This window comes from Anaeromyxobacter diazotrophicus (assembly GCF_013340205.1).
GTDB lineage: Bacteria > Myxococcota > Myxococcia > Myxococcales > Anaeromyxobacteraceae > Anaeromyxobacter_A > Anaeromyxobacter_A diazotrophicus.
Map to the genome: position 1 here is coordinate 464600 of NZ_BJTG01000004.1, position 19689 is coordinate 484288.

Here is a 19689-nt window from a genome sequence, read left to right on the forward strand (position 1 = left end):
ATGGCCGAGTGGCTCGTCGAGGACCGCGGCGCGATCGAGGTCTGGACCATCGACGGCGCCGCGCGGCGGAACTCCATCACGCGCGCCATGCTCCAGGGGCTCCACGCCGAGCTGGCGCGCGTCGCGGCCCGCCGCGAGGTGCGGTGCGTCGTCGTGACCGGGGGAGGGGACCGCGCCTTCTGCGCCGGCGCGGACCTGAAGGAGCGGGCGCGCATGAGCGAGGAGGAGGTGCACGCCTTCCACCGCGAGCTGCGCGAGGGCCTCCTCGGCTTCGAGGCGTCACCCAAGGTGTTCCTGGCGGCGTTGAACGGCTTCGCGCTCGGCGGCGGGTTCGAGCTCGCGCTCGCCTGCGACCTGCGCGTCATGTCCAGCTCGGCCGAGCTGGGTCTGCCAGAGGTGGGGCTCGGCATCATCCCCGGCGGCGGCGGCACGCAGCGGCTCGCGCGCGCGGTGGGCGTGGCGCGGGCGAAGGACCTCGTCCTGACCGCGCGCCGGCTGGGCGCGGCCGAGGCGCTCGCGTACGGCGTCGTCACCCGGGTCGCGCCGCCGGAGCGGCTGCGCGAGGCGGCGCTGGAGATGGCGGCCGAGGTGGCGCGCAACGCGCCGGTCTCGCTGCGGCAGGCGAAGCGCGCCATCGACGGCGGCCTGCACCTGCCGCTCGCGGACGCGCTCGACCTGGAGCACCAGCTGTACCAGGACTGCCTCGGCACGAAGGACCGGCTGGAGGCGCTGGCGGCGTTCGCCGAGAAGCGGCGGCCGGTGTTCACGGGGGAGTGAGCGCTTCGGGGGGCGCGAGCTTCGGCCGACGGCGGTGAGGGTGGCGCGGGTGCCGGGCGCGGGTGCCGGACATGGGCGCGGCGCGGGGCGCGGGGGGCGCGGGTGCCGGACATCGTAGGGCGCGGGTGCCGGACATCGTCAGCCCATCGTCAGCCCCGACCTGGCGCGCCGCTTGCTCTCGCTGGCTCGCAGTGTCCCGGATCCCACGCCGCCTCCTGGTCGAGGAGAACTCCACCAACCACTGCACGTGGCGGAGCCACGGCTTCAGTCTCGTGCTCGATTGCGACGAGGCCTGCGAGAAGTTCCTCGCACTCGTCCGGAAGTACAAAGAGAAGTTCGGAATCCAGATCCTCTCTTACTGCCTCATGGGTACCCACCCGCACGTCATGTGCACGGCCACCCGCGGGCAGCGCGCCTTCAGCGACTTCTGGAAGCTCGTCAACTGGGGGTTCGCCCGCTGGTACAATCGGCGGACCAAGGGCCGCGGGCAGGTCGTCATGGAGCGCCTACGTTCCCCGCTCATCCAGGACGGCCGCCATCAGCTCGAGGTCATGCGCTACGGCGACCTCAACCCGGTGCGGGCCAAGCTGACCCGCTCGGCCGCTGCCTGGAAGTGGTCCAGCCACCGGCACTATGCCTACGGCGAGCCGAACGATCTCATCACCGACGCGCCGGAGTACCTGGCGCTCGGCGCGACCGGGCCGCAGCGCCGCAAGAACTACCTGCACCTCTTCGCGCAGCGCTTTCTGAAGCCGCTGCTGGTTCGCCGCTCCGACCTGGTCGAGGCGCCGTTCGTCGGCGAGGCCTCGTGGCTCGCCCGGCGGCTCCTCGCCTGCGGGCTCTCGCCGCCAGGCTGACGAGCTCGACGTCCGCCTGAGCGGTGCGGTGCAGCGTCGGGCTGGCTGCTGCTGGCCTGGCTTTGTCCGAGCGTCGTCCTAGCCTTCGCGCGCCACTCCTTCTGCGCGCGCCCTCGGCCGGACGAGCCTCTCTCTCCGCTTTCTGACGGCTGGTCGCTAGCCGTTCGCCCGGACATCGGCTCTCCGCGAGTTCCGGGGCCACTGGCGTTCCCCAATCCCCCTGTTTCATTGAAAGGTTCTCGTCCGGCACCGAAGCCCGAAGCAAAGGTTCTCGTCCGGCACCGAAGCCCGCCCGCCCCAGCCGCGCACCCTCGCTCGCCCGTGTGTTGCATACCGTGTAGGCGCTGTTACACGGGCCGGATGCAACGAGTTCTCGTCGTGGACGACGACGCGGCCATCCGCGAGTGCATCGCGGAGCTGCTGTCGACGGAGGGGTTCGACGTCCGGGAGGCGCGCGACGGCCGCGAGGGGCTTCGCGCCCTCGACGCGGCACAGCCCGGCGTCGTGGTGCTGGACCTCATGATGCCCGTCATGAGCGGGTGGGAGTTCCTGGAGGCGAAGAAGCAGCGCCGACCGGCGGTCGCGAACATCCCGGTGATCGTGGTAACCGCGAGCGACAGGCCGGGCGTCGAGACGGAGCGCGTCCTGCGCAAGCCGTTCGACCTGGAGGCGCTCCTCGCCGCCGTGGAGGAGCTCACCGGCCGGGCCCCACCGCCGCCGCCGGGCGGCGCCGCCGCCGCGTGAGCACGCCTCCAGCCCTCGCCTGGCGCGGCGCAGCCGGCCCCGGCCAGCCGCCGCCGCGGGACGGACCCGCGCAGCAGAGGGTGATCGCGCGCGAGGTCCTGGGGTAGGCTGCGCCTCAGCCCCCATGACCTCCATCGCCGACCGCGTCCTCCAGGGAGACGTCCGCGCCGCCGCGCGGCTCATGCGCGACCTCGACGACGCCGTGCCGTCGGCGCGCGCCGCGCTGCAGGAGCTCTTCCCGCGCACCGGCCGCGCCTTCGTGGTGGGCCTCACCGGCGCCCCCGGGGCCGGCAAGTCCTCGCTCACCGACCGGCTGGTCGCTCACCACCGCGCCGCCGGCAAGACGGTGGGGGTGGTGGCGGTCGACCCGACCAGCCCGTACACCGGCGGCGCCATCCTGGGCGACCGCATCCGAATGCAGGACCACGCGCTCGACCCGGGCGTCTTCATCCGCTCCATGGCCACCCGCGGCAACCTGGGCGGCCTCTCGCGCGCCACCGCCGGCGTGGTGGCCGTGATGGACGCCATGGGCAAGGACGTGGTGGTGGTCGAGACGGTCGGCGTGGGCCAGGACGAGATCGAGGTCGCGGCGCTGGCGCACACGGTGGTGGTGGTGGCGGTGCCGGGGCTCGGCGACGACGTGCAGGCCATCAAGGCGGGCGTGCTCGAGATCGCCGACGTCTTCGCGGTCAACAAGGCCGACCGGGAGGGCGCCGACCGCACCGTGCGCGACCTGCAGCAGATGCTCGAGCTGCGCCGGCAGACCGCGACCCGCCCCGGCCTGGAGCACGACGCCGCGCACGAGCTGCGCGGGTCGCCCGCCTGGAGCCCAGACGATCCCGCCTTCTGGGAGCCGCCGATCGTGAAGACGGTGGCGGTCCGGGACGAGGGGGTGGGGGACCTCCTCGCCGCCATCGAGCGCCACCGCCAGCACCTCGAGGCCACCGGCCAGCGCCGGGCGCGCGAGGTGGCCCGGGCCCGCGCCGCGTTCCTGGCCCTGCTCCGCGACCGGCTTCTCGCCGGCGCGCTCGAGCGGCTGGCGGCCGAGGAGGGTCACCTCGACGCCCTCGCCGCCCGCATCGCCGACCACGTCGAGGACCCGTTCCGCCTCGCGGACGAGCTTGCCGCGCGCCTGGGCGCGTGAAAGAGATGCCGCACGCCATGGAGCCTCCCTCGCCGACCCCACCCGGCCACCCCGCCCGCGATCCCGCCGTCGAGGCGCTCGAAGCGCGCCTGGGTCAGACCTTCCAGCGGCCGGACGTCGCCCTCGCCGCCATCACCCACAAGTCGTTCGTGAACGAGCACCGCGGCGACGGGCTGGCCGACAACGAGCGGCTGGAGTTCCTGGGCGACGCCGTCCTCGATCTCGCCGTCTCGCACCGGCTCATGGAGCGCTTCCCCGCCGCGCGCGAGGGCGAGCTCTCCAAGATCCGCGCGGCGGTGGTGGACGAGGCGGGGCTCGCGCGCATCGCGCGGGCGCTCGACCTCGGGCCGCTGCTGCGCCTCGGCCGCGGCGAGGAGCTGACCGGAGGCCGCGAGAAGAGCTCGCTCCTCGCCGACGCCATGGAGGCGGTGGTCGCCGCCCTCTACCTGGGGGGCGGGCTCGAGCCGGTGCTGGCCCTGCTCGACCGCTTCCTCGGCGAGGCCTTCGCCCGCGCCGCCGCCGGCACGCTCGACCGCGACTACAAGACGCAGCTGCAGGAGCTCGCCCAGAGCCGCGTCCGCGCCTCGCCCCGCTACCGGGTGGTGGCCGAGCACGGCCCCGATCACTCGAAGGTGTTCGACGTGGAGGCCGAGCTCAAGGGCGAGGTCGTCGGCCGCGGCACCGGCCGCTCCAAGAAGGACGCGGAGCAGGCGGCCGCGAAGCTGGCCCTCGAGGCGCTCAGCGCGCGCGCCGCGGAGGTGCCGGCGGCGATGCCAGCTGCGGAGCCCGCCCCCCTGGAGAGCTCTCCCCCCGCGACGCCGAGCGAGGGAGCACGTGCGCCGGGCGAGCCCGCGCCGCTCGCCGCCGCGCCCGCCGAACGCGACGAATCCCCGGCCGCGGCCACCCTCCCGCTCCCCCCGCCGGCGGCCGAGACCAAAGTTCCGGAGGCCGCGCCCCCGCTCGCCCCGCCCGGCCGCGCGGAGAAGCGGACCACCGCGCCCCGCAAGCCGCGGCCCAAGAAGGCGGCGCCCGCGCGCGCAGCGGGGCGCAAGCCGGCCGCGACCGTGCGTAAAGCGGCGCGCAAGGCGGCGCCGCCGCGCAAGGCCCGCAGCTGACGAGCATTTCGTTGCGACCGCGCCGCCCGGTCGCTAGCATGCCGCGCATGACGAGACCCGCCCTGCTCGCGCTCGCCCTGTGCCTCGCGCCCGCTCTCGCGCCCGCGCAGACGCCGCCCGAGGCGCCCAAGCCCGCGCCCGCCAAGAAGGCGGCCCCCAAGGCCGCCGCGCCCAAGGAGCTCTACGCCACCTTCGTCACCAGCCAGGGCAAGATCGGCGTCCGGCTCTTCCCGGAGCAGAAGCCCAACGCGGTGAAGAACTTCGTCGACCTGGCCGAGGGCAAGAAGGCCTGGACCGACCCGCGCACCGGCCAGCGGGTGCAGAAGCCGCTCTACGACGGGACCGTGTTCCACCGCGTCATCCCCGGGTTCATGATCCAGGGCGGCGACCCGCTCGGCCTCGGCGTCGGCGGCCCCGGCTACGCCATCCCCGACGAGCTCGAGGCGAGCGAGCACTTCTTCGACCAGCCGTGCCAGCTCGCCTACGCGAACTCCGGCCCGAACTCCAACGGCTCGCAGTTCTTCATCACCGAGGTGCCGACGCTGCACCTCAACCCCGTCAAGTGCGACCGCAGCCCCTCCGGCCTGTGCGGCTACGTCCGCTTCGGCGAGGGCGTGTGCGGCTGCGACCTGGTGGGCAAGATCGCCCGCCTCGGCAACAGCAAGACGACGCTCGAGAAGGTCGTCATCTCGAAGACGAAGCCCACCTGCCAGTGACCCCGGAGCCGCCCATGGCCGATCCCATCTACGCGACGTTCAAGACCTCCGCCGGTGACCTGGTGGTGAAGCTCCTGCCCGAGAAGGCGCCCCAGACCGTGGAGAACTTCCTCGGCCTGGTCGAGGGCACGAAGGAGTGGACCGACCCCACCTCGAACCAGAAGGTGAAGCGGCCGCTCTACGACGGCACCGTGTTCCACCGCGTCATCCCGGACTTCATGATCCAGGGCGGCGACCCGCTCGGCACCGGCTACGGCGGCCCCGGCTTCCGCTTCGGGGACGAGATCGGCCCCGACAACAAGTTCGACAAGCCGGGCCTGCTCGCCATGGCGAACGCCGGGCCGAACACGAACGGCTCGCAGTTCTTCATCACGGAGGTCCCGACCCCGCACCTCAACCGCGGCCACACCATCTTCGGCGAGGTGGTGAAGGGCTTCGAGCTCGTCCCCAAGATCGCGCGCGGCGGCAACGGCAAGACGAAGCTCGAGAAGATCACGATCACGCGCGGCGCGCAGCCTTAAGTGGGACCTCCCACCCCGACCGCCGCGGCCTTCCGCGCCGGCTTCGTCGCGATCCTCGGCCGCCCCAACGTCGGGAAGTCGACGCTGCTCAACCGCGTGCTGCGCGAGAAGATCGCGATCGTCTCGCCGCGGCCGCAGACCACCCGCACCCGCATCCTCGGGGTGTGGAACGGCCCCGGCGCGCAGCTCGCCTTCTTCGACACGCCCGGGCTCCACCGCGCCGAGGGGCCCCTCAACCGCCGCATGGTCGAGGTGGGGCTCAGCACCCTCTCCGAGGTGGACGTCGCGCTCCTGCTGGTCGAGGCGGGCACCGGGCCGGAGGGCCGGGTGGAGGTGGGCGAGGCGACCCGCTGGATCATCGAGGAGGTGAAGCGCAGCGGGAAGCCGGCCGTGCTCGGCATCTCCAAGATCGACCGCGCCCCCAAGGAGGCGATCCTCCCGGTCATCGCCGCCTATCGCGAGCTGCACGCCTGGACCGAGGTGGTGCCCTTCTCGGCGCTGCGCGACGAGAACGTCGACGACCTCCTCCGCACGCTGGCGCGCCTCGTCCCCGAGGCCGAGCAGCCGCTCTTCCCGCCGGACGTGCTGACCGACCAGGCGGAGCGCCAGCTCGCGGCGGAGTACGTGCGCGAGCAGGTCATGCTGCAGACGCGGCAGGAGATCCCGTACGCGGCCGCGGTGGCGGTGGAGGCGTTCGACGAGACCGAGCGGGAGAAGGGGCGCCACGGCCTGGTCCGCGTCGCCGCCACCATCTACGTCGAGCGCGAGAGCCAGAAGGGCATCGTCATCGGCAAGCGCGGCGCCCTGCTGAAGGAGATCGGCACCGCCGCCCGCACCGGGCTGGAGCGCCTGCTCGGCTGCAAGGTCTTCCTCGAGCTGCACGTGAAGGTGGACGAGCGCTGGAGCGAGCGCGAGGACGCGCTGCGGAAGCACGGGCTTTAGCGTCCGTGTTACAAGCCCTCCGTGCCCCGTCCTCTCGTCGCCCTCGTCGGGCGCCCCAACGTCGGCAAGTCGACGCTCTTCAACCGCCTCGCGGGCCGGCGGCTCGCCATCGTGGAGGACGTCCCCGGCGTCACCCGCGACCGCAACTACGCCGACGCGGAGTGGGACGGGCGCGAGTTCTCGGTGGTCGACACCGGCGGCTTCGAGCCGGACGCGGGCGGCGGCGAGCCCCTCAACGCGCTCGTGCAGCGCCAGGCACAGCTCGCGGTCGAGGAGGCCGCGGCGGTGGTGCTGGTCGTGGACGGGCGCGAGGGGCTGACCAGCGTCGACCAGGCGGTGGCGGACCTGCTCCGCCGCTCCGGCAAGCCGCTGTTCGTCGCCGTGAACAAGGTCGACGCCGCCCGGCACGAGGGCGACCTCCCCATCGCCGAGTTCCACCGGCTCGGGCTGGGCGAGGTCTTCCCGGTCTCCGCCGAGCACGCGCGCGGCGTCTCGGAGCTGGCCGAGGCCGTCCTCCAGCGCCTCGCCGTCCCGCGCGCCCCGCCGCCGCCCGAGGCGGCCGAGGAGCTGCCCGAGGAGGGCGCGGACGCGCCGAGGGGCCCCATCCGCCTGGCGATCGTCGGCCGGCCCAACGTCGGCAAGAGCACCTTCGTGAACGCGCTCCTCGGCCAGGAGCGGTTCGTCGTCTCCGACGTGCCCGGCACCACCCGGGACGCCATCGACTCGGCGGTCGAGCACAAGGGCCAGCAGTTCATCGTCACCGACACCGCCGGCATCCGGCGCAAGAGCGGGGTGGCCCAGAAGGTCGAGGCCTACTCGGTGCTGCGCGCCATGCGCTGCATCGACGAGTCGGAGGTGGTGGCCTGCCTGCTCGACGCCGGCGAGGCGGGCGTGGAGCAGGACGCGCGCCTGCTGGGGATGGTGGCGGAGAAGGGCCGGGCGCTGGTGGTGGTGGTGAACAAGTGGGACCTGGGCGAGCAGGGCGGGGCGACCCAGGCCTGGTACCGCGACGAGCTCGCGAAGCGGCTGCCCTTCGTCGCCTGGGCGCCGATGATCTTCACCTCCGGCCGCACCGGGAAGGGCGTCGCGAAGGTGCTCGACACCGCGGCGCGCCTCATGGAGCAGTACCGCGCCCGTTTCCCCACCCACGCCATGAACGAGCTCCTGGAGCGCATCCAGGTCAGCCACCCCGCGCCGCTGGTGCGCGGGCGCCGGGTGAAGCTCTACTACGTCGCCCAGGTCGCCTACGCGCCGCCGACGTTCGTCATCCAGTGCAACCGGCCCGAGTCGGTGAACGAGCACTACCAGCGCTACGTCGAGAACCGGTTCCGCGAGGCGTTCGGGCTCGAGGTCCCGCTGCGGCTCGTCTACAAGGAGCGCCAGCGGCGCAGCCGGCCACCGCCCGGGGCGAAGAAGGCTTGACCGGGCGCGCCGGCGCCGCCTACATTGCGCCGGATTTCCAAGCATTTCCTGCCGAGAGGCCCCATGTCCAAGACCGCCCACCACGAGCTCACCCGCAAGGAGATGAAGGGCCCGGACAAGTTCCAGGTGGCCGCCACCGAGGCGACGCGCTGGGCGTCGCAGCGGCGCCGCCAGATCCTCCTCGCGGGCGTCGCGGCCTTCGCCGTGCTCGCTCTGGTGATCGCCTTCTCCGCCTACCTCGACAGCCAGCGCACCGCCGCCGGCAGCCTGCTCTACCGCGCCATCGACGTGGCGAGCGGCGAGGTCTCCTCCATCCCGCTGCCCGGCGTCGCCCGCACGTACAAGACGAACGAGGAGAAGCAGCGGGCGGTGCTGGAGGCGGCCGGCCAGGTGCGGGCGCGCCACGGCGCGAGCCGCGCCGCCGCCACCGCCGCGCTGCTCGAGGGCGACGCCCAGCTCGCGCTCGGCGCGTGGGACCCGGCGATCGCCGCGTACCAGACCTTCCTCGACAAGGCGCCCGCCGACGACGCCCTGCGCTTCGGCGGGCTCGACGGGCTGGCGCGCGCGCAGGAGGGCAAGGGGGACCTCGCCGCGGCCGCCGCCACCTACGAGAAGGCGACCCAGATCGACTTCTTCAAGGACCGCGCGACGCTGGAGCGCGCCCGGGTGCTCGTGAAGGCCGGCAAGAAGGACGAGGCGCAGAAGGCGCTCGAGGCCCTCCCCAAGGACTCCCCGCTCGCGGTCGAGGCGCAGGAGCGCCTGGCGCGGCTGGGCCGCTGATGAGCCTCCTCGCGCTGGTCCTGGCGGCGCAGGCGAGCGTCGCGACCCAGCTGCCGCCTGCGCCGGTCCGCCTGTGGACCGTGCGCTGGCAGAAGCAGCTCGTCGAGCCGGTGTCGCTCGAGTGGAAGGCCCGCGAGAGCGGCGGCCCCGCGGTCGACGCCACCACCGGGCGGCTCGTGGTCGGGACCCGCGACGGCTGGCTGCGCGCCTACTCGGCCGAGGGCGAGCTCGCCTGGGAGCTGCGGGCCGGCGGCCGGTTCGAGGCGCCGCCGCGCATCGAGGGCGACGCGGTCTACGCCGGCTCGAGCGACGGCTTCCTCTACGCGGTCGACCTCGGCTCGGGACAGCTCCGCTGGAAGTACGACGCGCAGGAGGAGGTGGGGACGACGCCGGCGGTCGCGGCCGGGCTCGTCGTCGCCATGACCCTGCAGGACACGCTCGTCGCGGTGGACGCGAAGACCGGCGCCTGGCGCTGGCATCACCGCCGGGAGCAGCGCGAGGGCTTCACCATCCACGGCGCCGCCGCGCCGGTGGTGGCGGGCCCGGTCGTGTACGGCGCCTGGTCCGACGGCCACGTCGCCGCGCTCGACCTCCTCACCGGGACGGTGCAGTGGGAGCGCCTCGTCGCGCCGAAGGGCGACTTCACCGACGTGGACGCGCTGCGGGTGCAGGGCGGCCGGCTCTTCGCCGCCGCCTACTCGGGCGCGGTCTACGCCCTCGACGCCAAGACCGGCCAGCAGGCGTGGGAGGTGAAGACGCCCGCCCCGAGCCGGCTGGCGCTCGGCGCGGGGCTGCTCGTCGCGGTCACGAACACCCAGGTGCTGGGCATCGCGCCGGCGGACGGCGCGGTCCGCTGGACGCTGCCGCTCGACGGCGCCCCGGCGGGCGAGCCGGTGGTGCTGAACGGGCGCGCCGCGGTGCCGAACGGCGGCGGGCTGCTCTGGATCGACACGCGGCAGGGGCGCGTGCTGCGCGTGTTCGACCCGGGGACGGGCGTCTCGGCCTCGCCGGGGTGGGTGGGCTCGCGCCTGTACGTGCTCTCCAACGGCGGCGATCTCCTGGCGCTGGACCTGTCGTGAGCCTGCGGCGCGTGCGGGTGGTGGCGGCGGTCATCCGCCGCGGCCGCGAGCTCCTCGTCTCGCGCAGGCTCGAGGGCGCGGAGCGCGGGGGCCTGTGGGAGTTCCCGGGCGGCAAGGTGGAGCCGGGCGAGTCGGAGCCGGACGCGCTCCGGCGGGAGATCGCGGAGGAGCTCGGCTGCGAGCTCGAGGTCGGCGAGCTCGTGCTGCGCCACCACCACCGCTACCCCGATCTCGAGGTGGAGCTCGCCTTCTATGCCTGCGCGCTCCCGGCCGGCGTCGAGCCGCGCCCGCTGGGGGTAGCCGCGATCGAGTGGGCCGAGGAGGGCACCCTCGCGACCCGCCCGTTCTGCGAGGCGGACGTGCCCGTCCTGCCGCTCCTGGAGCGGGCATGAGCCGCCGGACGCTCCGCGGGGCCGGCGCGGCGCTCCTCCTCGGGGCCTGCCTCAGCCCGCTGCGCGTGCCCTCGCCGCCGGGCGATCCGGCCGAGCGCCGCCGGGCCGAGGTCGACGCCTGCCGGCGCGGCGCGCTGCCGGCCTGGCTCGACGACGCGGCGCTCTCCGCCGCCGCCCAGGTCGACCGGGGCGAGGCGCAGGCGGGCGCGCTCAACGACAGCTTCCTCGGCGACAGCGCCGCGGTCATGGCGCGGCCGCCGCCCGCCTCCTTCGCCGGCGCCGGCTCGCGCGCCGCCGCCGTCCTGGAAGGCCGGCGCGCGTTCGAGGAGCAGTGCCTGGCGCTGCGGTCGGCCGGGCGCGAGCTCGTGCCGCGGCGCTGACGAGCGGCCGCGCCGCCCGGCTAGCGCCGCGAGCCGCGCTTCTTCCGCGGCGGAGGGGCGGGCCGCTCGCCGCTCGTCTTGAGCTGGAGCGCCAGCGGCGCGAAGGCGTGGCCGTCCGCACCGTGCAGCTCGCGCGTCACCGCGCCGTCGAGGTGGAGCGTGTAGCGCGAGCCCGGCCGCAGCGGCTCGTCCGGCGCGAGCCGATACCGGCTCGTGCCCTCGCCGAGCTCGGTGGTGCCGGTCGACGCCACCATCGCGTCCACCTCGTCGCGCAGCGAGAGCCGGCCGTCCGCGAGGTGCACCGCCACCTCGAGCTCGAAGGTCGCGCCCGGGTCGAGGAGCGTTGCGCCCTCCCGCGCGAGCGGCGTCACCTGGCTCCCCACGTGCGCCAGCGCGGCCGTGACCGGCAGCGCGGCCGGGGCGGCCGGAGCCGCAGGTGCGGGTGCGGGTGCGGGTGCGGAGTCGGCCGGGCTCCCGGCGTCGGCCGCGAACTCGGCCGACTCCCCCGGAGGTGGAGGCGCCGCGCCGCCGCCGTCCGCGCCCTCGGCGGCGGGCGGCGAGGCGTCGGGCAGCGGGGGAGGAGTCGCCGGACGGGTACAGGCGAGGGCGAGCGCGACCCCCGCCGCGAAGGCGGCGTTCTTGTTCACGGAATGCAAGCTAGCACGGCCGCGCCTCCAGCTCGTCCGGCACCGGGGCCCAGCTCGTCCGGCACCGGGGCGCAGCTCGCCCCGCACCGCGGTCGGCCTGCGGCAGATCGACGCGCCAGCGAGCGCTTTGTTGTACCCAAAGTGTATGACCCCCTAACATGGCTACCGCCGGGTCAGGCCCGACCGGGATCAACGTCCTTTACACAGGAGCTTTCCACGTGAACCAGAACGACCGCCGTGAAATCCAGAAGCCGGCCGTCACCCGGCGCGATTTCTTCAAGACCGCCGCGGTGAGCGCCGGAGCGATGGCGGTGGCTGGCCTCGCGGTCAAGGTCGAGGCCGCCGAGGCCGCCGGGCCGGCCGCGGCCCCCGCCGCCGCCGCGGGCGCGCCCGCCGCCGCGGCGCCCGGCGGCAAGACGCTGCCGGAGGTCATGAAGGCCGCCCGCGAGAAGCTCTACCCGAAGTGCCGCGTCTGCCCGGAGTGCGACGGCCAGGCCTGCTCGGGCGAGGTCCCGGGCATGGGGGGCATCGGGACCGGCAAGGCCTTCCGGAACAACCTCGAGGCGCTGGCGTCGTACGGCCTCGCCATGAAGACCTTCCACGACGTCAAGAAGCCCGACACCTCGATCACGCTCTTCGGCGAGAAGCTGTCGATGCCCATCCTCTCCGCCATCACGGGCGGCGTGACCTACAACATGGGCCTCAAGGGCAAGGTCACCGAGGAGGAGTACATGGAGGGCGTCATCGGCGGCTGCATCGCCGCCGGCACCCTCGGGTTCGCGGCCGACGGCATCGAGGACCCGGTCACGACCTACGCCACCCGGCTCGCGGTCATCAAGAAGTTCGGCGGCAAGGGCCTCGCCCAGGTGAAGCCGCGCGCGCAGGTGGACATCATCGAGCGCATGCACATGGTGGAGGCCTCCGGGGCGAAGGCGATCTTCATCGACATCGACTCGGCCGGCCGGGCCGCTCGCTGCAAGCCGCCGCAGATCGTCGAGCCGAAGACCCCGGCGCAGCTGCGCGAGCTCGTCAAGGCGACGAAGCTCCCGTTCGTCATCAAGGGCGTCATGACCCCGGAGGAGGCGCAGCTCGCCGTCGACGTCGGCGCGGCCGGCATCGTGGTGTCGAACCACGGCGGGCGCGTGCTCGACCACACCCCCGGCACGGCCAAGGTGCTGCCGGCCATCGCCAAGGCGGTGAAGGGGCGCACGCTCGTCTTCGCCGACGGCGGCGTCCGCTACGGCTCCGACGTGCTGAAGCTGCTCGCGCTGGGCGCGAACGCGGTGCTGGTGGGCCGGCCGGTGCTGCGCGGCTCGGTCGGCGGCGGCGCCGAGGGCGTGAAGCTGGTGCTCGAGAAGATGCGCTCCGAGCTCGTGGACGCCATGGTGCTGACCGGCACGGCGAGCGTGAAGAAGGTCAGCCGCAGCATCCTGGCGTGAGGGAGCCCTCGCCCATGAAGAAGCTCATGCTGGGCCTGGCCGCGCTGGCGGCCGCGCTGGCGGGCCCCGCCGGCGCCACGCCGGATGGCAAGGCGCTCCTGTACGGCGGGGCGGGCCAGGGGAAGGTCATCTTCGACGGGCGGCTGCACGCGTCGAGGGGGTACGCGTGCAAGAGCTGCCACGCCGACCTGTTCCCGGCCCGGAAGCAGGCGCTCATCTCGATGGATGATCACGGCAACGGCACGAAGTGCTTCGCCTGCCATGACGGCCGGACCGCCTCCTTCGACTGCCAGTCGTGCCACCGCGATCCGGCCGCGGCGGCGAAGCAGCCGCCGGTCCGCATCCACGGCGCCGCCAGCGTCTTCGACAGCGTGGTGAGCCCGTACCGCTCGGCCGTCGAGAAGGCGACCGGGATCAGCCTGGCGGTCGACAAGAACAACGCCGGGAAAGGGATGAAGGAGCTGGCCGAGGGCAAGTGCGACCTCGCCATGGTGTCCGCCTCGCTGGAGGCGAGCCTCGCGGCCGCCAGGTCCGCCGGGCTGCAGCAGGCGCCCGCCGACCTGCGCATGCACCTCATCGCCACCTCCGAGGTGGTGTTCGTGGTGCACCCGTCCAACCCGGTGAAGACCCTGAGCTGGGAGCAGCTGAAGGACATCCACACCGGCAAGGTCGCGAGCTGGAAGGAGCTCGGCGGCAAGGATCAGCCCATCGCCGTCTACACCGACGCCGCGGCCAGCGCGACGCGCGGGCTGGTGAAGCAGGTGGTGATGGGGAACGCCGACTACGCCCCGGCGGCCAGGGCGGTCGGGTTCGTGAAGGAGGTCAACGACCGCGTGGCCCAGGACGAGGCCGGCGTCGGCGCGCTCGGGCTCGAGTTCGCGGACCCGAAGCAGGTCGCGATCGTGCAGACGAAGAAGGTGGAGCGGCCGCTCGCCTTCGTGACGATCGGCGCTCCGAGCGAGCAGGTGCAGCGGGTCATCGACGCCTTCCGCGCCGAGGCGAAGGCCCGGGCCAAATAGCCGTCGGGCTGGGCCGGGCGCGATTCCCGATCGCGCCCGGCCCAGCGCCGCCTCGAGCGCCGGGCGCGGTAGGGAATCCACCTACCCCTCGAGCTGAATACGGGCCGGCCCGGCGCGTCTGCCGGGCATGACCGCCACGACCCCGAGAGCGCTCCTCCTCCACGGCGACCGCCGTACCCGCCAGCTGCTGCGCCGCGGCCTCGCCTGCCACGGCTTCGAGGTCCTGACGGCCGCCGACGGCGAGCGCGGCCTGACCGTGCTCCTCGACGAGCTCCTCGACCTCGACGTGCTGGTGCTCGACGCCGACCTGCCGCGCCGCGACGGGTGGTCGCTCCTGCGCCTCATCCGCTCGGCGGGCGGGGAGCGCGACCTGCGGGTGGTGGTGGTCGGGCGCGGCCTCGACCCGGCGCGCTGCGCCCAGCTGCGCTGGCTGGGCGCGGACGCCGCGCTCGACCTGGCGCAGGGCGCCGAGCGGATCGCCGACGCCGCGGAGGGCACGGCGGTCCCGAGCTGGCCGGCGCTCGCCTGCGCCTGAGGCGGGGCGCGGCTACCGGCGCCGGGGGCTCCAGGAGCCGATGCGCCGCGGCTTCGCGCCCTCGCCGCTGCCGGCCGCCGCCGAGTGGTGGGCGCTGGCGCCGGGGCGGGCGCCCTGCCCGCGGCCGCCGCTGCTCCGCCGCGCCGCCTGGGCCTGGCGCCCGGCGCGCGGCGCGCCGGAGGGGAGGGGACCCTCCCGCGCGGTCCGGGCGAGCTCGGCCTGGAAGGTGGCCTCCTCGCGCGGCACCTCCGCGCGCGGGATGGGCGCGCGGGTGAGCCGCTCGATGGCGCGCAGCAGGTCCTGCTCCTCGGGGGAGGTGAAGCTCGAGGCGCGGCCGCTCGCCTGGTTCCGCGCGGTCCGGCCGATGCGGTGGACGTAGTCCTCCGGCACGTGCGGCAGGTCGAAGTTCACGACGTGCCCGATCTCCGCGACGTCGATGCCACGGGCGGCGATGTCGGTCGCGACGAGGACGCGGTAGGTGCCGTCCTTGAAGCCGTCGAGCGCCGAGCGGCGCTGCGCCTGCGAGCGATCGGCGTGGATGCGCGCCACCTTGTGGCCGGCGCGGTCGAGCCCCTTCGCGACGCGGTCGGCGCGCCGCTTGGTGCGGGTGAAGACGAGCGTGGAGACGTCGTCGCGCTCCAGCAGCGCCAGGAGCAGCGCCAGCTTCTCCGTCTGCGGGGCGAGGAACACCTGCTGCTCGGCGCGCGCCGCGGTGGTGCCGCTGCGGGCCACCTCGACCCGCACGGGCTCGCGGAGGTGCGCCCGCGCGAAGTCGGCCACCTCGCCGGCCATGGTCGCCGAGAAGAGCAGCGTCTGCCGCTTCTTCGGGAGCCTCGCCAGGATGCGATCGAGCTGCGGCTTGAACCCCATGTCGAGCATGCGGTCGGCCTCGTCGAGGACCAGCACCTCGATGCCGTCGAGCCGCGCGTGGCCCTGCTGCAGGTGGTCCACCAGCCGGCCCGGGGTGGCGATGACGACGCTCCGGCCCTCCTGGAGCGCCGCCTTCTGCCCGCCGAGGCCCACGCCGCCGATGACGACCGTGCCGCCGACGCGGCGGTTGCGCCCGAAGCGCTCCAGCTCCTCGCCGATCTGGAGCGCCAGCTCGCGGGTCGGCGCGAGCACCAGGGCGCGGGTCCCGGGCTTTCCCGCCAGCCGCTCGATGATGGGCAGGAGGAAGGCCGCGGTCTTGCCGGTGCCGGTGGCGGCGGTGCCGATGACGTCGCGGCCCTCCAGCGCCGGCGGGATGGCGCCCGCCTGGATGGGCGTCGGGTGCTCGAAGCCGGCGCGGTCGAGGGCCTGGAGGGACTGCGGGGAGAGCTTCAGTGCTGCGAACGACGTGGGATTCAACTCGAGGGACTCCTGCGGCGCCGGGCGCGCGGCGAGCCGGCGCGGGGGCGATGCTGTGGGGGCGGGGGCCGTCTCCCGCCAGCGGGGGCGCGTTCGCGCCGGAGGCCGGGGGGAGCTGTAGCCTGCGCCGCCGCTGCCGGCGCGGGCCTGCGCGTCCCGGAGCGGGACGGCCGCGCAGGTATAGCGGCTCGCGCCGAGCGATGCAAGGCGCGCGCCGGGCGCCCGCCCGCCCGCGCCATCGCGCGAGCGCCGATCAGGCCTCGCCGGCGGGACCCGCCGGCGCGCCGGCCTGCCGCGCGCCCGGCGGCGCGGGCGGCGGGAGCGCGGCGATCTCCTCGTCGAGCTTCCGGATGAGCTCGCGCGAGTAGGGGCCGAGGTGCAGGTAGAGGGCGGCGAAGGAGAGGACGATCTTGAGCGCGGCCGGGTTGTGGGTGAGGGCGTCGGCGACCGTCCGCCACCACTCGCCGCGGACCGCCCGGTCGCGCACCCCCTGCAGCCAGAGCATCCCGAAGAAGCCGCGCAGGTCCCGCAGCACGTTGCGCACGGAGGGGCGCACCGACTGGGCCGACCGGTCGAGCTCGCGTCCGACGCGCCGCGCGCGGGCGAAGAACGCCGCCGGCGCGTAGACGCGCGCGAGGACCTCGCGGTAGTCCCGCAGCACCTCGCGGCGCGGGCGCAGCGTGGTGAAGTTGAGGCCCGAGGTGCACTGATCGGCGTCCTCGGCCTCGTAGACCACCTCCGCGCCGAGCCGGCCCTCCGCCGCCAGCCGCCGGGCGAGCTGGGTGCCGCGGAGCGCGAAGAGCAGGCCCACCATGCAGACGGGGATGCCGGCCGCCTCGATGCAGCCGACCATGGCGTCCGCCACGCCCGCGCCCTCCGCGTCGAAGCCGACGATGAACCCGGCGTTCACGAACAGCCCGGCGCCGTGGATGGCGCGCACGCTGGCGGCGATGTCGCGGCGGAGGTTCTGGCGCTTGTTCGAGGCGAGCAGCGCCGCCGGGTCGGGGGTCTCGATCCCGACGAAGACCGCGAAGAAGTTGGCGTCGCGCAGGAGCGCGAGCAGCTCCGGGTCGCTGCCGAGGTCGAGGCTCGCCTCGGTGGTGAACTCGAAGGGGCGCCGCCGCGCGCGGGTCCAGGCGGCGAGCTCCTTCAGGAACGGCTTCACCGCCTTGCGCTGCCCGATGAGGTTGTCGTCCACGAAGTCGACGTGGCCGCGGTAGCCGAGCGCGCGCAGCGCGTCGAGCTCGCGGAGGAGCTGGGCGGTGCCCTTGGTGCGCGGCGCGCGCCCGTTCAGCTCGATGACGTTGCAGAACTCGCAGCCGAAGGGGCAGCCGCGCGAGAACTGGACGCCGACGTGCAGGTAGTGCTCGAGCTTGAGCAGGTCGAAGCGCGGGACCGGCGAGCGCGCGAGGTCGGGGAAGCGCGTGGCGGTGAACGTCCCCGAGGTCGCGCCCGCGCGCCAGGCGGCGACGAAGTCGGCCAGGATCTCCTCGGCCTCGCCGAGCACGCGGAAGTCCGCCGCGCCGTAGGCGTCGGGGACGCAGGTCGGGTCGGGGCCGCCCACCACCACCGGCTTCCCGTGCGCGTGCGCGCGCTCGACGAGCGCGAGCACGTCCTTCCGCTGGGGCAGCATGCCGCCCGTCAGGACCACGTCCGCCCAGCGCAGGTCCTCGTCGCGGAGCTCCTCGACGTTGCGGTCGACGAGGCGGAGCTCCCACTCGGCCGGCAGCAGCGCGGCCACGGTGATGATCCCGAGCGGCGCGGCCGAGTACCGCGCGCCGAGGAGCTCGCAGGTGCGCCGGTAGTTCCAGAAGGAGGTCCCGGCGAAGCGGGGAGAGACGAGGAGGGCCCTGCACCCCGGTGGCCGGATCATGACCGAAGGTACCGCTACGGCGCCGAGAGCGCGAGGCCCCCGTGCTCACGGCGGCGCGGGCAGGGCGACGCACGTACCGGTCAGGGACGAACTCCTCAGACCCAGCCGAGGGCGCCGGCCAGCGCGCCGAGGGCCATGAGCCACAGGATGTGGAGGCGGGTGCGCCAGACGGCGAGCGCCGCCGCGGCCGCGAGGGCGATGGGGCGCCAGCCCGGCAGCTCCGACGCGATGATCCAGCTCGTGGCCGCCAGGAGCGCGATGGTGACGGGGGCCATGCCCGCCTTGAACGCGAGCACCGCGCGGTGATGCTGGCGGGCGTGCCCCCAGCGCCCGACCGCGACGGCGAGCATCGACGAGGGCGCCAGCACCGCCAGTTGCGCGCAGACCGCGCCGGCGAGCCCCGCGGCCTGGAACCCCAGCAGCGCGACGTACAGCGTGTTCGGACCCGGCGCGGCCTGGGCGATGGCGATGGACGAGGCGAACTGCGCGTCGTCGAGGAGCGCCAGCCGGCCGACGACCAGCCGGTGCAGATCGGGCGCGATGGCGAGCGCGCCGCCCACCTGCAGCAGCGAGAGCAGGAGGACCTGGCCCAGCAAGACCGCCCAGCCCAGGGTGCTCATCGGCCGCCGCCGACGCGTCGCCAGGCCAGCCCGAACGCCGCTGGCGCGACCGCGAGCAGGGTCCAGCCGAGCGGCAAGCGCAGGAGCCCCACCAGCGCGAACGACCCGGCGCCGAAGGCGACGCACGCCGGGAGCCCGAGCGGATTGCCGCGGAGCGACGCCCCGAGCTTCAGCGCGGTCCCGGCGATGAGGCCCGCCGACACCGCGCCCATCCCGCGGAGCGCGCCCGCGACCTCGGGGACCGACGCCCAGCGCGCGTACACGGCCACCAGCGAGAGCACGATCGCGAAGGGCACCGCGAGGAGGCCGCCGAGCGCCGCCAGCGCGCCGCGCCAGCCGAAGAACCGATCGCCCAGCATGAGCGCGACGTTGCAGACGTTCGGGCCCGGGAGCACCTGGCCGATCGACAAGAGCTCGACGAACTCCGCGCGGCTCAGCCAGCGCTTGTCCTCGCAGAGCACGCGCTGCGCCACCACGATCACGCCGCCGAAGCCCTGCAGGGCGAGGATCGTGAAGGCGACGAACAGCGCGCGCGGCGAGCCGGGGGCCTGCGCGGCCGGGGGGCGGTGACCGTCGCTCGTCATCCCGGCCAGGCTATCCGCCTGCGGTCCGGCGCGGAACCGCGAATCGTGGCGCCGCCGGGCGCGGCCGCGCCCAGCGCAAGGCTCCTGCACCTGCCCACCGTGAGTCTGATAATGGAGATTATGTCAACTAGGCCCGGGACCGGGGGCGCCCGGGTTCTCACCGTTCCGGCGCGTCCTTCGCGCGGCCGGCAGGTCCCGCGGCGGCGGCCGCCGGGTCGTCCACGCCCGGGGTCGTCTCCTGCTCCGCCGCCTCGTGCCGGCACAGCCCGTTGCGCGCCAGCACCTTCACGATCCGCATCGAGCCGAGGCTGTCTCCGACCGCGCACGGGCACCGCTCGGTGTCCTGGCACGTGAGCCGGGTCTGGATGGCGTTGAGCGCCTCGGTCAGCTCGCGCTTCACGCGCCGGAGCCGGTCGAGCCGCCGCTGCGCTTGCTCGATGTGCGAGACGAGCACGTGCTCGAAGCGCGCGGCGAACTCGGCGGCGGTCGCGCAGCCCGCGCGCAGGTCCAGCACCGCGCGGATCTCGGACAGCGGCAGTCCGAGCTCGCGCAGGTCGGCGATGAGGCGCAGCTTCTCCAGGTCCTGGGCCGTGTACCGGCGGTGACCGCCCTCGCTCACCTCGGCGGGCCGGAGCAGCCCTTGCTCCTCGTAGAAGCGGATGGTCCGGACGGTGTTACCCGTCGCCCGCGCCAGATCGCCCGACGAAAACTCCGCCGTATCCACGAGCCGTCCCGCCCTTTCCGCTCACGGACCTA

21 protein-coding genes and 1 pseudogene are annotated in these 19689 nt (G+C 74.6%); 16 read left to right on the forward strand and 6 right to left on the reverse strand.

Features of this window, described 5'->3' with window-relative positions; translation table 11 throughout:
- The 13 genes and pseudogenes from HWY08_RS10800 (at position 1) to HWY08_RS10860 (ending at position 10869) form a co-directional block, all read left to right on the forward strand.
- Positions 1–777, forward strand: coding sequence for an enoyl-CoA hydratase-related protein (locus tag HWY08_RS10800; protein WP_176064887.1), 777 nt, complete (start codon positions 1–3; stop codon positions 775–777).
- Between the two features lie 191 nt (positions 778–968).
- Positions 969–1634 carry a transposase gene (locus tag HWY08_RS10805; protein ID WP_176064889.1) on the forward strand — a complete coding sequence of 222 codons (666 nt, stop codon included), beginning with the start codon at positions 969–971 and terminating at the stop codon, positions 1632–1634.
- 360 nt (positions 1635–1994) lie between these two features.
- Entirely contained in the window at positions 1995–2378 is a 384-nt protein-coding gene (locus HWY08_RS10810) for a response regulator (RefSeq protein ID WP_176064892.1), read from the forward strand.
- A gap of 124 nt (positions 2379–2502) precedes the next feature.
- The gene (gene meaB / locus HWY08_RS10815; protein ID WP_176064894.1) at positions 2503–3522 is read left to right on the forward strand and encodes a methylmalonyl Co-A mutase-associated GTPase MeaB; all 1020 of its coding nucleotides are present in this window, start codon (positions 2503–2505) and stop codon (positions 3520–3522) included.
- 17 nt (positions 3523–3539) lie between these two features.
- Positions 3540–4310, forward strand: a pseudogene (gene rnc / locus HWY08_RS10820) (ribonuclease III); the annotation flags it as partial.
- Between the two features lie 374 nt (positions 4311–4684).
- On the forward strand, positions 4685–5353 hold the full coding sequence (locus HWY08_RS10825) for a peptidylprolyl isomerase (RefSeq protein WP_176064896.1): 669 nt from the start codon (positions 4685–4687) through the stop codon (positions 5351–5353).
- Positions 5344–5874 (forward strand): peptidylprolyl isomerase, encoded by a 531-nt coding sequence (locus tag HWY08_RS10830; protein ID WP_371869325.1) that lies wholly within the window; start codon positions 5344–5346, stop codon positions 5872–5874. The genes HWY08_RS10825 and HWY08_RS10830 overlap by 10 nt, the downstream gene beginning before the upstream one ends.
- On the forward strand, positions 5875–6816 hold the full coding sequence (era, locus tag HWY08_RS10835; RefSeq protein WP_176064899.1) for a GTPase Era: 942 nt from the start codon (positions 5875–5877) through the stop codon (positions 6814–6816).
- A 21-nt stretch (positions 6817–6837) separates the two neighbouring features.
- Positions 6838–8238: a ribosome biogenesis GTPase Der gene (gene der, locus HWY08_RS10840; RefSeq protein WP_176064902.1), complete on the forward strand. Its 1401-nt coding sequence runs from the start codon at positions 6838–6840 to the stop codon at positions 8236–8238.
- Between the two features lie 63 nt (positions 8239–8301).
- Positions 8302–9018 carry a tetratricopeptide repeat protein gene (locus tag HWY08_RS10845; protein WP_176064904.1) on the forward strand — a complete coding sequence of 239 codons (717 nt, stop codon included), beginning with the start codon at positions 8302–8304 and terminating at the stop codon, positions 9016–9018.
- Positions 9018–10097 carry an outer membrane protein assembly factor BamB family protein gene (locus HWY08_RS10850; RefSeq protein WP_235969570.1) on the forward strand — a complete coding sequence of 360 codons (1080 nt, stop codon included), beginning with the start codon at positions 9018–9020 and terminating at the stop codon, positions 10095–10097. The genes HWY08_RS10845 and HWY08_RS10850 overlap by 1 nt, the downstream gene beginning before the upstream one ends.
- A 2-nt stretch (positions 10098–10099) precedes the next feature.
- Positions 10100–10489: a (deoxy)nucleoside triphosphate pyrophosphohydrolase gene (locus HWY08_RS10855; protein WP_176065088.1), complete on the forward strand. Its 390-nt coding sequence runs from the start codon at positions 10100–10102 to the stop codon at positions 10487–10489.
- Positions 10486–10869 (forward strand): hypothetical protein, encoded by a 384-nt coding sequence (locus HWY08_RS10860; protein ID WP_176064906.1) that lies wholly within the window; start codon positions 10486–10488, stop codon positions 10867–10869. Before HWY08_RS10855 ends, HWY08_RS10860 begins: the two co-directional genes overlap by 4 nt.
- Positions 10870–10889: 20 nt before the next feature.
- On the opposite strand, the gene HWY08_RS10865 is transcribed toward HWY08_RS10860, so the two are convergent.
- Positions 10890–11516: a hypothetical protein gene (locus HWY08_RS10865; protein WP_176064908.1), complete on the reverse strand. Its 627-nt coding sequence runs from the start codon at positions 11514–11516 to the stop codon at positions 10890–10892.
- 218 nt (positions 11517–11734) lie between these two features.
- Between HWY08_RS10865 and HWY08_RS10870 the strand changes: the two genes are divergently transcribed.
- From HWY08_RS10870 to HWY08_RS10880, 3 genes are all read left to right on the forward strand, one after another.
- Complete coding sequence (locus tag HWY08_RS10870) at positions 11735–12955, forward strand: alpha-hydroxy-acid oxidizing protein (RefSeq protein ID WP_209005146.1); 1221 nt, start codon at positions 11735–11737, stop codon at positions 12953–12955.
- Between the two features lie 14 nt (positions 12956–12969).
- Entirely contained in the window at positions 12970–13974 is a 1005-nt protein-coding gene (locus tag HWY08_RS10875; RefSeq protein WP_176064911.1) for a substrate-binding domain-containing protein, read from the forward strand.
- Positions 13975–14101: 127 nt separating this feature from the next.
- Positions 14102–14509, forward strand: coding sequence for a response regulator (locus HWY08_RS10880; protein WP_176064913.1), 408 nt, complete (start codon positions 14102–14104; stop codon positions 14507–14509).
- A 12-nt stretch (positions 14510–14521) separates the two neighbouring features.
- Here the strand turns inward: HWY08_RS10880 and HWY08_RS10885 are convergent, their stop codons facing one another.
- From HWY08_RS10885 to HWY08_RS10905, 5 genes are all read right to left on the reverse strand, one after another.
- Positions 14522–15856 carry a DEAD/DEAH box helicase gene (locus HWY08_RS10885; protein ID WP_176064915.1) on the reverse strand — a complete coding sequence of 445 codons (1335 nt, stop codon included), beginning with the start codon at positions 15854–15856 and terminating at the stop codon, positions 14522–14524.
- 253 nt (positions 15857–16109) lie between these two features.
- Positions 16110–17729, reverse strand: a complete 1620-nt coding sequence (locus HWY08_RS10890) for a B12-binding domain-containing radical SAM protein (RefSeq protein WP_176064917.1) — start codon at positions 17727–17729, stop codon at positions 16110–16112.
- 95 nt (positions 17730–17824) lie between these two features.
- A complete protein-coding gene (locus tag HWY08_RS10895) occupies positions 17825–18349 on the reverse strand; it encodes a chromate transporter (protein WP_176064919.1) in 525 nt (174 codons plus the stop codon).
- Positions 18346–18933 carry a chromate transporter gene (locus tag HWY08_RS10900; RefSeq protein ID WP_176064921.1) on the reverse strand — a complete coding sequence of 196 codons (588 nt, stop codon included), beginning with the start codon at positions 18931–18933 and terminating at the stop codon, positions 18346–18348. The genes HWY08_RS10895 and HWY08_RS10900 overlap by 4 nt, the downstream gene beginning before the upstream one ends.
- A gap of 157 nt (positions 18934–19090) precedes the next feature.
- A complete protein-coding gene (locus tag HWY08_RS10905) occupies positions 19091–19657 on the reverse strand; it encodes a MerR family transcriptional regulator (protein ID WP_176064923.1) in 567 nt (188 codons plus the stop codon).
- Positions 19658–19689: the final 32 nt, after the last annotated feature.

Bases quoted from the DNA above. Each gene is read 5' to 3' on its own strand.
- HWY08_RS10800 (WP_176064887.1), top strand. From the start codon at position 1: ATGGCCGAGTGGCTCGTCGAGGACCGCGGCGCGATCGAGGTCTGGACC.
- HWY08_RS10810 (WP_176064892.1), top strand. From the start codon at position 1,995: ATGCAACGAGTTCTCGTCGTGGACGACGACGCGGCCATCCGCGAGTGC.
- meaB (WP_176064894.1), top strand. From the start codon at position 2,503: ATGACCTCCATCGCCGACCGCGTCCTCCAGGGAGACGTCCGCGCCGCC.
- HWY08_RS10825 (WP_176064896.1), top strand. From the start codon at position 4,685: ATGACGAGACCCGCCCTGCTCGCGCTCGCCCTGTGCCTCGCGCCCGCT.
- HWY08_RS10845 (WP_176064904.1), top strand. From the start codon at position 8,302: ATGTCCAAGACCGCCCACCACGAGCTCACCCGCAAGGAGATGAAGGGC.
- HWY08_RS10850 (WP_235969570.1), top strand. From the start codon at position 9,018: ATGAGCCTCCTCGCGCTGGTCCTGGCGGCGCAGGCGAGCGTCGCGACC.
- HWY08_RS10860 (WP_176064906.1), top strand. From the start codon at position 10,486: ATGAGCCGCCGGACGCTCCGCGGGGCCGGCGCGGCGCTCCTCCTCGGG.
- HWY08_RS10875 (WP_176064911.1), top strand. From the start codon at position 12,970: ATGAAGAAGCTCATGCTGGGCCTGGCCGCGCTGGCGGCCGCGCTGGCG.
- HWY08_RS10880 (WP_176064913.1), top strand. From the start codon at position 14,102: ATGACCGCCACGACCCCGAGAGCGCTCCTCCTCCACGGCGACCGCCGT.
- HWY08_RS10890 (WP_176064917.1), bottom strand. From the start codon at position 17,729: ATGATCCGGCCACCGGGGTGCAGGGCCCTCCTCGTCTCTCCCCGCTTC.
- HWY08_RS10895 (WP_176064919.1), bottom strand. From the start codon at position 18,349: ATGAGCACCCTGGGCTGGGCGGTCTTGCTGGGCCAGGTCCTCCTGCTC.
- HWY08_RS10900 (WP_176064921.1), bottom strand. From the start codon at position 18,933: ATGACGAGCGACGGTCACCGCCCCCCGGCCGCGCAGGCCCCCGGCTCG.